Origin of the sequence: Mesorhizobium sp. M0140, from assembly GCF_040322475.1 — a bacterium.
Classification (GTDB): Bacteria; Pseudomonadota; Alphaproteobacteria; order Rhizobiales; family Rhizobiaceae; genus Mesorhizobium.
Genome location: NZ_JAMYTM010000020.1, coordinates 124,691 through 133,867, shown reverse-complemented (window position 1 = coordinate 133,867; position 9,177 = coordinate 124,691). Strand labels below are relative to the sequence as shown.

The following is a 9,177-nucleotide window of genomic DNA, read 5'->3' as shown; positions in this document are numbered from 1 at the left end:
GTCGCCAGCGGCGAGCCGCCCTCGTTCGTGAGGCGTATATAGTCGCCACACTCGACAACTGTCAACACACATCGACAATGTTTTTGAAGTTTTTGCGACAGAAATTTCGGACCGGATCTGTCGATAGCCGACTGCCCCAGGGGAACGCTGGCAATACCGATTGGACGGCCAGGAAGGAGCCCTATTGCCGCCGCATTGCCGTTCGACACCAAAGCCAACGAAAGTGGGCGCCGCCGACGGAGCAGCCCCTCTCTTATGAGCCCTCCTATATAGGAGTGTGCGATGGCCTTGCAGAGAAGGTACACCGCCCCGCCTGGTAGGGCGCTCTATAAGAGAAGTGCTTGGGGGCAATTCGTTCGGAGCCTGGCGCTTCGTTGACTTCACCTGCCATGACAGGCAAATGTCACGGCCACAACAAAAGCGACAAGCCGTTCCGCCCGGGGAAGAAGCAGCCTTTCTGGATGCCAGACACGGAAGATGTCATAGCCGAACTCGGCAACGAGCCGCCGCTTGTCGCGGATGGCCGCAGCGGCCCGCCCGACCGGCGCGAGGTTTCTGCACGCTGGCTGTCGGGAACATTTCTCACTGGCGTCACCTCGAGCGTGCTGATGGGCGTGGCGCTGTTCGCCGCCCTTGACGGCCGCCAGCAACTAGCCACCCCACCCGAGATCGCCGAGTTGATCAGCCTTGCCGGCAACGGGGATTCTGGCGAAGTCGCCAAGACCACCAGGCTGGTGGCGCCGCGTCAGATCGCAAAGGCCAAGGACCGCCGCCGCATGGAAGTGTCGATGGTCACCAAGGTCGGCGACCGCGACGTCATCCACACCATGCCTTTCGTCCAGATCAAGATGGCCCTTGCCGCCGGCCACACCACCAGCCGCGCCTACCCACCCTTCGACCCGATGCAGGTGTTCGGCGACGACAGCGACGACAATGCCCAGCCGGCGACGGCCTCTGCCGCTTCCGGCCAGATCTACGGCGCCAAGGTCGAAAGCGAGATGAGCCTGAAGACCATCGATTTTCCGATCGAAACGGCTTCCTTCGACGAAAAGAGTGACCTCTCCGCCGACGAGGTGGAAAAAGTGGTGCGCGAAGCCGGCACCGACCTCAGCGACGGCGCCGTGCAGGTCGCTTCACTTCACTATGTCGACCCGCAGCGATTCGGCGAAGCTTTTGCCGAGAGCATGGCGGGCTCCTACGACGTCAAGATCGTGCCGGAAAATGTCTCGGTGGCGCCCCGCGCCACTGTTGACGACCAGGCGCCGGCTTTCGCCGAGGAAATCATCCCCTTCACCAAGGATCTCGACGTCACCGAGGCTTTTGCTAATTCGGGCTACACGGGTGAAGATGCCACCGGAATGGCCGAAGCTATCGCCAAGTTGCTCAACGCAACGGCGCTCAAAGCTGGAACCGTGCTGCGTGTCGGTCTTGAGGTTCACGGCGATGCCGCCAAGGTCGTGCGCACCAGCGTCTATGACCGGACCCAGCACATCGTCACCATCGCGCTCAACGATCGCGGCCAGTATGTGCCGGCGCAGGAACCGGATCCGAACCCCGAATTGCTGACGGCCTTCGATGATTCGTCGGCGCCCGTGGTGGTGCGCGGCAACCTGCCCAACGTCTATGACGGCATCTACCGCGCCGCCTATTCCTACGGCATGTCCAAGGTGATGACGCAGCGGTTGATCAAGTTGCTGGCGTCCGACGTCGACTTCCAATCCCGCCTCAGCCCCGCCGACCGCATCGAAGTCCTGTTCTCGCAGCCCGACGGTGACGACCAGACCTCGGACAGCTCCGAGCTTCTTTACGTCTCGGCGACGTTCGGCGGCCAGACCCGCAACTTCTACCGCTTCCAGATGCAGGACGGCGGCACCGACTATTTCGATGAGGACGGCTCGAGCGCCGAGCAGTTCCTGTTGCGCAATCCCCTGCCCGCCGGGAAATTCCGCTCCGGTTTCGGCGCCCGCAGGCATCCCATCCTCGGCTATGTCCGCATGCACACCGGCGTCGACTGGTCCGCGCCGATCGGCACGCCGATCATCGCCGCCGGCAACGGCACGGTCGAGAAGGTCGGCTGGGCCGGCGGTTACGGCAAGCAGATCATCATCCGCCATGCCAATGGCTATGAGACATCATACAATCACCAGAGCGCTTTTGCCAAAGGCATCGAACCGGGCGTGCACGTCCGCCAGGGCCAGACCATCGGCTTCCTCGGCCAGACCGGCCTCGCCACCGGCCCGCATCTTCACTACGAACTGATCGTCAACGGCACCAAGGTTGATCCGATGCGTGTCCGCCTGCCGGTCGGCAAGGTGCTGAAGGGCGATGACCTCGTTGCCTTCAAGCGCGAGCGCGACCGCATCGACGAACTGCTGAAGCAGGAAGACAGCGATTCGCTGAAGGTTGCGAGCGCCAAGATCGACGGTTGACCCGCTTCAGCCTTGCTGATCTTCGGCCTGTCGCGGCCATGGCAATCGCTCACCGGGAATGGTCGTCCAGGCGATGACAGCCGCAAACAGGCAAAGCAGCGCGGTCACCGAAGAGACCGCGGCAAAAGCGGCGTCGCTGGCGGCGAGCCTCGCCGCATCGATGGCCGGCGCAAGCCCGGCTGGCGCCGGTTCACCAAATCCTGGGATGCCCGGCGTTGCGCTCGCGTCCAGCGCATTCGCGTAAACCCATGCGGCAAGCGAGCCCATCGCCGCCACCGCGATCAAACCGCCGATGCGTGAGACGGCATTGTTGATGCCGGAGGCCGCCCCCGTGTCCTTGTTTTCCACCGCCGTCATGATCGCGGTCGACAAAGGCGATACGACCAGAGCCATGCCGAGCCCCATCAGCCCCATCAGCGGGAATGTTCCGGTCCAGAAATTATGGATACCGGCGTAGGTGAGCAAGGCCAGCCCGGCAAACGCAAAAGCCACGACCAGGCTGCCGCAGGCGATCGGAAAACGCGGTCCGATCCGGTCCGACAGCTTGCCGACAGGTCCCGACAAAAGCGCGATCGCTGCTGACAAGGGCAGGAAGATGAAGCCGACCTCGGCCGTGCTCAGTCCCCAGCCGGCGATCAGCAGCATCGGCAGATAGAAAAGGTTGGCCGATAGCGCGAAATAGAGGAAGAACGTCGCCACATTGGCACCGGCGAAAGCACCGACACGAAACAGGCTGAGGTCGATCATCGGCTCACGCTGCCGAAGCTCGAAGACGATGAAGGCAGCCAGCAATACGACGCCTGCGGCAATGCTCGGCCCTGCCATGAGGCCCTCGCCGCTCGCGCTCATCGAGGTCAGCCCATAGGCAAGCGCGCCGAAGGCCAATGTCGCGAGCGCTGCACCGCCGAGATCCAGGCTGCGTTTCTCCGTCGGCGTATCGGCTGGAACCTTGGCCAGCAGCAGCCAGATCGAAATAAGCCCGAGCGGCAGGTTGATGGCGAAGATCGCCCGCCAGATGCCGTCGCCGAAGGCCGACAGCACGAAGCCGCCGAGCACCGGGCCAAGTGCCGTGGTCAGCGCCGAAGCCGCCGCCCAGATGCCGATAGCGCGGCCGCGTTCTTTCTTCGGGTAGGCCTTGGCGATGATGGCGAGGCTGCCGGGCACCATGATCGCTGCGCCAATGCCCTGGACGGCACGAAATGCGATCAGCACAATGGCATTCGGCGCCAGCGCACAGGCAAGCGAAGCGACGATGAACAGCGCAATGCCGGCCACGAAGGCGCGGCGTAGGCCGAATCGGTCGCCAGCGGCACCCCCGGCCAGGATCAGCGCCGAGAGCGTCAACGCATAGGCATTGGAAATCCACTGCGCCTCGGCAAGGCTGGCGCCAAGGTTGACGCGGATCGCCGGCGTGGCGATGGCCAGGATCGAGCCGTCTATGAAGCCAAGCGCCGAGGCCAGGATTGCCGCGATCAGCACAAATCGCCGCTGCGACTGCGGACAGAACGTCCCATTCATGACCGGGCTGGTCAGCGGGACGGCGGCAGCTTTACTCGGTGAATGCATGAAACCTTGCTTAAACCCCTAGCGCACCAGCAACAACCGGCCAGTGGCTTGCAGTCGCTGAAAACAGCCGTTTGGCCAGGGTTGCACCATGTCAGGGTGCAAATGGCACAGTCATGCCAGCCCCGTTACGTGCAGCCGGCGGGGATTTCGATAAGGCGACCACTTGAAAGCTCGGTTTCATCCCGATCGTGCAGCTGGTCTATGCCGCCGCACTTCACAGCTCACTGCTGCGCAAGGCTATCGGCTGAAGGTCCGCCCACAAACTCCACCGTGACACCCGGCGAAACCAGCTTGGCCAACTCCCGCGCATCCCAGTTGGTCAGGCGTACGCAGCCATGGCTTTCGGTCTTGCCTATCTTCGACGGATCCGGCGTGCCGTGGATGCCATAGGTCGGCTTGTCCAGGGCGATCCAGACCGAGCCGACGGGACCGTTCGGGCCCGGCGGAATGGTCAGGACCTTGTCGTTTTGGCCCTGCTTGAAATTGATGCTGGGGTTGTAGGTGTAGTTCGGATCGAGCGCGACGCGCGACACCGTGTGTATGCCGGACGGTGACGGCGTGTCCGATGAGCCGATGGTTGCGGGATAGGCCGCGACCAGTCTGCCGCCGGCATCATAGGCGAAAACCTCTTTCTTGTCCTTGTCCGCGACGATGCGGGCCACCGGCGTCGAAACCAGTTTTCCGAAATTGGCGACCTTGATGGTCGTGCCGGGACGATTGAAATCGACGTCCGGGTTGAGCGCTTTGAGATAATTCTCGTCCATGTGGAAGCGCTCCGCGAGCGCCTCGGTCACCGACGTGTAACCCATGCGGTCGAGTTGCGCCTTCTGGCTGTAGTCTTCCGGGATCGACGCGACATAGGGACCGGCCGCATCCCCCGCTGTGATCGTGTAGTTGGCGAAGGCATCGCCGCCGGATTGCGCAAGTGCCGCCTGGATGGCGACCGCGTCGGTCGATCGCAAATTGGCGCCGGTGATCTGGTTGTAGGCAGCGAGCGCCTTGTCGACATTCGAACCGAAACGCCCGTCGATGACGCCAGGCGAAGCGCCACCCCGGTCGAGCAGCACCTGAAGAGCGGCGACATCCTGGCGCGCTCCCAGCGAAAGTGCCGGGGCAACAGTGGTCTTGTCGCCAGCCTTTGGTGGCAGAGCCGCCTGATCGGCGGGTATCGCCGGCTGGGCAGGGTCTATCGAGGCCTCGTTCAGCGGCTGGCGCTTGATGGTGCCCGGCTTCGCCGGCTGCGGCGCGTCGGGATAATTGTCGTCGTAGCTGCCATCGTCCTGCGGTGGGGGAGGATAGGCTTCGACGGAATTGTCCCCATAGGGATCGTACTCGTCCGCCGGCGGCGGGATAACGCGGCCTTCCTCTTCCAACTGCTGGCGGCGGAACCGCGCCATGTCTTCCGGATCGTCGAGATAGTAGCGGTCGTCGCCGTCGGGGGCGCGGCCCAATTCGCGCAGTCGTGTCTCACGGCGCAGGGCACGACGGTCGAGCCGGGTCTGCGGCGGCTGGATGGCGATGACCTTGCCGGTATCGGCATCGACGATGACGCGGTTGCCTCTAGCGTCGTAGTAGATGTCGAGATTGCCGTCCTGGGCGATAAGGATGCCCCCGGTATCGGCGGCACGGACAATCGGTGGTGCGCTGTCCTGCGTTGGGGCAGCGATTGCATTGGCAGACAAAAGCCCGCCGGCAAGTACCGAAAGGGTGAAGATCGTACGCAGCATAGTGGCGAAACTCTCCGGTCCGTAATTGCCGACGCCCGACATTGTTCTCTGGCGAAGCCCCTCGCCAGCAAACCAGTTACCCACCATATGGTTCCAACATGAACCGGGCATGAAGATGGCGGTTTTCCGGCGCCTCGAGGAATATAGACTAGCTTGCGGCAAGTCCTAATTCCTTGCGCGCCTGCCTGGTCAGTTTCAGGGCTACAAGGCGATGGCTCTCGCGCAAATAGTCCTTCAGCGCGGCATCATCCATACTCTGGCTTGTCCGACGCTGGATCCATGTCATGCCGCGCGAGGCAAGATAGGGCGCGGGCCGCAGGCCCGGCTGCTCCTTGAGCACGTCATAGGCGATATCGGAGCATTTGAAGGTGACGAAGAGCTGCTGGCCCTGGTCCCAGCCGCCGATCGCGAAGATCTTGGCCCCGATTTTCCAGACATGGGCGCCGCCCCACTGGACGACATGGCTCGTCGCGGGCAGCGAGGCGCAGAAGCTGTTGTAATCGTCCAGTGTCATCCGCGCCCGCTTTTTTGCGCATATCGCCCAAAAGTGGCCCCGGTTTTGGGAGAACGACATGCATATGACAAAGACCTAAAAAGCCGCGCGTCCGGGATGGACGCGCGGCTTTGGATCAGGCTGCCACTTCCGCCGCGACGATCGTCGGTTTCGAGCGGAAGTTCAGCCGGTCGGAACCGGCTGTCACCTTGACGGTCGAGCCGTCGAGGATGTCGCCGAGCAGGATCTTCTCCGCCAGCGGGTCCTGCAATTCCTTCTGCATCACTCGCTTCAGCGGTCGCGCGCCATAGGCAGGGTCGTAGCCCTTGGCCGCCAGCCAATCGACCGCCTCTTGGTCCAGCGAAAGTGTGATCTTGCGATCGACAAGCAGGCTCTCCAGCCGCTTGAGCTGGATCTCGACGATGCGGCCCATATCCTGCCGGCGCAGCCGGTGGAACAGAATCACCTCGTCGACGCGGTTGAGGAACTCCGGCCGGAACGACGCCCTGACGACACCCATCACCTCGTCGCGAACCAGATCGACGTCCTGATCCTCGGTGAGATTGACAAGATATTCGGCGCCCAGGTTCGACGTCATGATGATCAGCGTGTTGCGGAAATCGACCGTGCGGCCCTGCCCGTCGGTCAGGCGGCCGTCATCGAGCACCTGCAAAAGCACATTGAACACGTCCGGATGCGCCTTCTCGATCTCGTCGAACAGCACGACCTGATAAGGCCGGCGCCGCACCGCTTCGGTCAGCGCGCCGCCTTCCTCATAGCCGACATAGCCGGGAGGTGCGCCGATCAGCCGGGCGACCGAGTGCTTTTCCATGAACTCCGACATGTCGATGCGCACCATCGCGCTCTCGTCGTCGAACAGGAAGCTCGCCAGCGCCTTGGTCAATTCGGTCTTGCCGACGCCCGTCGGTCCGAGGAACATGAACGAGCCGATCGGCCGGTTCGGATCCTGCAAGCCCGCGCGGGCACGCCGCACGGCCTTCGAGACAGCTTGCACCGCCTCGCCCTGGCCGACGACGCGCTTGCCGATCTCGTCTTCCATGCGCAGCAGCTTGTCGCGCTCGCCCTGCAGCATCTTGTCGACCGGAATGCCGGTCCAGCGCGAGACGATGTGGGCGACATGATCGGGGGTGACCACCTCTTCGACCATGCCGGCTTTGCCGTCCTGGGCCTCGGCCTCCTTCAGCTTCTTTTCCAGCTCCGGGATCTTGCCATAGGCAAGCTCGCCGGCGCGCTGGAATTCACCCTTGCGCTGGGCAATGGCAAGGTCGTTGCGCGCCTCGTCGAGCTGCTTCTTCAGATCGGCGGCAAGCCCGAGCTTCTGCTTCTCGGCCTGCCATTTGGCGGTGATCTCGGTCGATTCTTCCTCAAGGCCGACGAGTTCCTTTTCCAGGCGGGCAAGCCGATCCTTCGAGGCGTCGTCCGTCTCGACCTTAAGCGCCTCGCGTTCGATCTTGAGCTGCATGATGCGGCGATCGATCTCGTCCAGCGCCTCGGGCTTGGAATCGACCTGCATGCGCAGCCGCGATGCGGCTTCGTCGACCAGGTCGATCGCCTTATCCGGCAGGAAGCGGTCGGCGATGTAGCGGTTGGACAGCGTCGCCGCCGCCACCAGCGCCGAATCCGAAATGCGCACCTTGTGGTGCTGCTCGTACTTCTCTTTCAGGCCGCGCAGGATCGAGACGGTGTCTTCCACCGTCGGCTCGTCGACGAACACCGGCGGGAAGCGGCGGGCAAGCGCTGCATCCTTCTCGACATGCTTGCGATACTCATCGAGCGTGGTGGCGCCGACGCAGTGCAACTCGCCCCGCGCCAAAGCCGGCTTCAACAGGTTCGACGCATCCATGGCGCCATCCGCCTTGCCGGCGCCGACCAGCGTGTGCATCTCGTCGATGAACAGGATGATGTTGCCGTTGGCCGAGGTGACTTCGGAGAGCACTGCCTTCAGCCGCTCCTCGAACTCGCCGCGATATTTGGCGCCGGCAATCAGCGCGCCCATGTCGAGCGCCATCAGCTGCTTGTCCTTCAGCGATTCCGGTACGTCGCCATTGACGATGCGCAGCGCCAGGCCCTCGGCGATCGCCGTCTTGCCGACGCCGGGTTCGCCGATCAGCACGGGATTGTTCTTGGTGCGGCGCGACAGCACCTGGATGGTGCGGCGGATCTCGTCGTCACGGCCGATCACGGGGTCCAGCTTGCCGGCACGGGCATCCGCGGTCAGGTCGCGCGCGTATTTCTTCAGCGCGTCGTAGCCCTGTTCGGCACTCGCCGAATCGGCGGTGCGGCCCTTGCGGACATCGTTGATGACCTGATTGAGCGCCTGCGCGGTGACGCCGGCCTTGGCCAGTATGTCGGCGGTCTTGGCCGATTTCTCCATGGCGAGCGCCTGCAAGAGCCGCTCCACCGTGACAAAGCTGTCGCCGGCTTTCTTGGCCAGTTCCTCGGCGGTCGAAAACACTTTTGCCAGCGGCTGCGCCAGATAGAGCTGGCCATTGCCGCCCTCGACCTTGGGCATCGCTTCGAGCGCCGCCTCGACGCCAAGCTTGACGTCGCGGACGTTGCCGCCGGCGCGTTCGATCAGCGACGCGGCCAGGCCCTCATCGTCGTCGACGAGCACTTTCAGGATATGTTCAGGAGTGAATTGCTGATGGTTGCGGGAAAGCGCCATAGTCTGCGCGGACTGGATAAAGCCGCGCACGCGCTCTGAGTATTTCTCGAGGTTCATATCTGTCTCCTTCCATCACCGGCCCGCTTTGCGGCACCGGATCCGATTGCGGTGACGGACCCGCCCATTCGAGCCGGGTCCAGTTGAGGCTGATATGGTGCACAAGTTCCGAACCCTCAAGACGTCTCGATATCGGCAACTTCATAATATTGCACGGCCGCCCAAACGAAAACGGCGGAGATTTCTCCCCGCCGTTCCATGTCTTGAGGTGCCGTTTGA

6 protein-coding genes are annotated in these 9,177 nt (G+C 63.2%); 1 reads left to right on the top strand and 5 read right to left on the bottom strand.

Features of this window, described 5'->3' with window-relative positions:
• On the bottom strand, positions 1 to 209 hold a 209-nt coding region (locus tag NKJ37_RS20600), incomplete at its 3' end, for a hypothetical protein (RefSeq protein ID WP_352441783.1).
• A 252-nt stretch (positions 210 to 461) separates the two neighbouring features.
• On the opposite strand from NKJ37_RS20600, the gene NKJ37_RS20595 reads away from it, so the two are divergent.
• Positions 462 to 2,429 carry a M23 family metallopeptidase gene (locus NKJ37_RS20595; protein ID WP_352774858.1) on the top strand — a complete coding sequence of 656 codons (1,968 nt, stop codon included), beginning with the start codon at positions 462 to 464 and terminating at the stop codon, positions 2,427 to 2,429.
• 6 nt (positions 2,430 to 2,435) lie between these two features.
• On the opposite strand, the gene NKJ37_RS20590 is transcribed toward NKJ37_RS20595, so the two are convergent.
• The 4 genes from NKJ37_RS20590 to clpB form a co-directional block, all read right to left on the bottom strand.
• Entirely contained in the window at positions 2,436 to 3,995 is a 1,560-nt protein-coding gene (locus tag NKJ37_RS20590; RefSeq protein WP_352774856.1) for an MFS transporter, read from the bottom strand.
• Positions 3,996 to 4,216: 221 nt separating this feature from the next.
• A complete protein-coding gene (locus NKJ37_RS20585) occupies positions 4,217 to 5,722 on the bottom strand; it encodes a L,D-transpeptidase family protein (RefSeq protein WP_352774854.1) in 1,506 nt (501 codons plus the stop codon).
• Between the two features lie 148 nt (positions 5,723 to 5,870).
• Positions 5,871 to 6,236: an MmcQ/YjbR family DNA-binding protein gene (locus NKJ37_RS20580; RefSeq protein WP_023811170.1), complete on the bottom strand. Its 366-nt coding sequence runs from the start codon at positions 6,234 to 6,236 to the stop codon at positions 5,871 to 5,873.
• A gap of 115 nt (positions 6,237 to 6,351) precedes the next feature.
• Positions 6,352 to 8,958 carry an ATP-dependent chaperone ClpB gene (clpB, locus tag NKJ37_RS20575; RefSeq protein WP_352774852.1) on the bottom strand — a complete coding sequence of 869 codons (2,607 nt, stop codon included), beginning with the start codon at positions 8,956 to 8,958 and terminating at the stop codon, positions 6,352 to 6,354.
• Between the last annotated feature and the right edge of the window lie 219 nt (positions 8,959 to 9,177).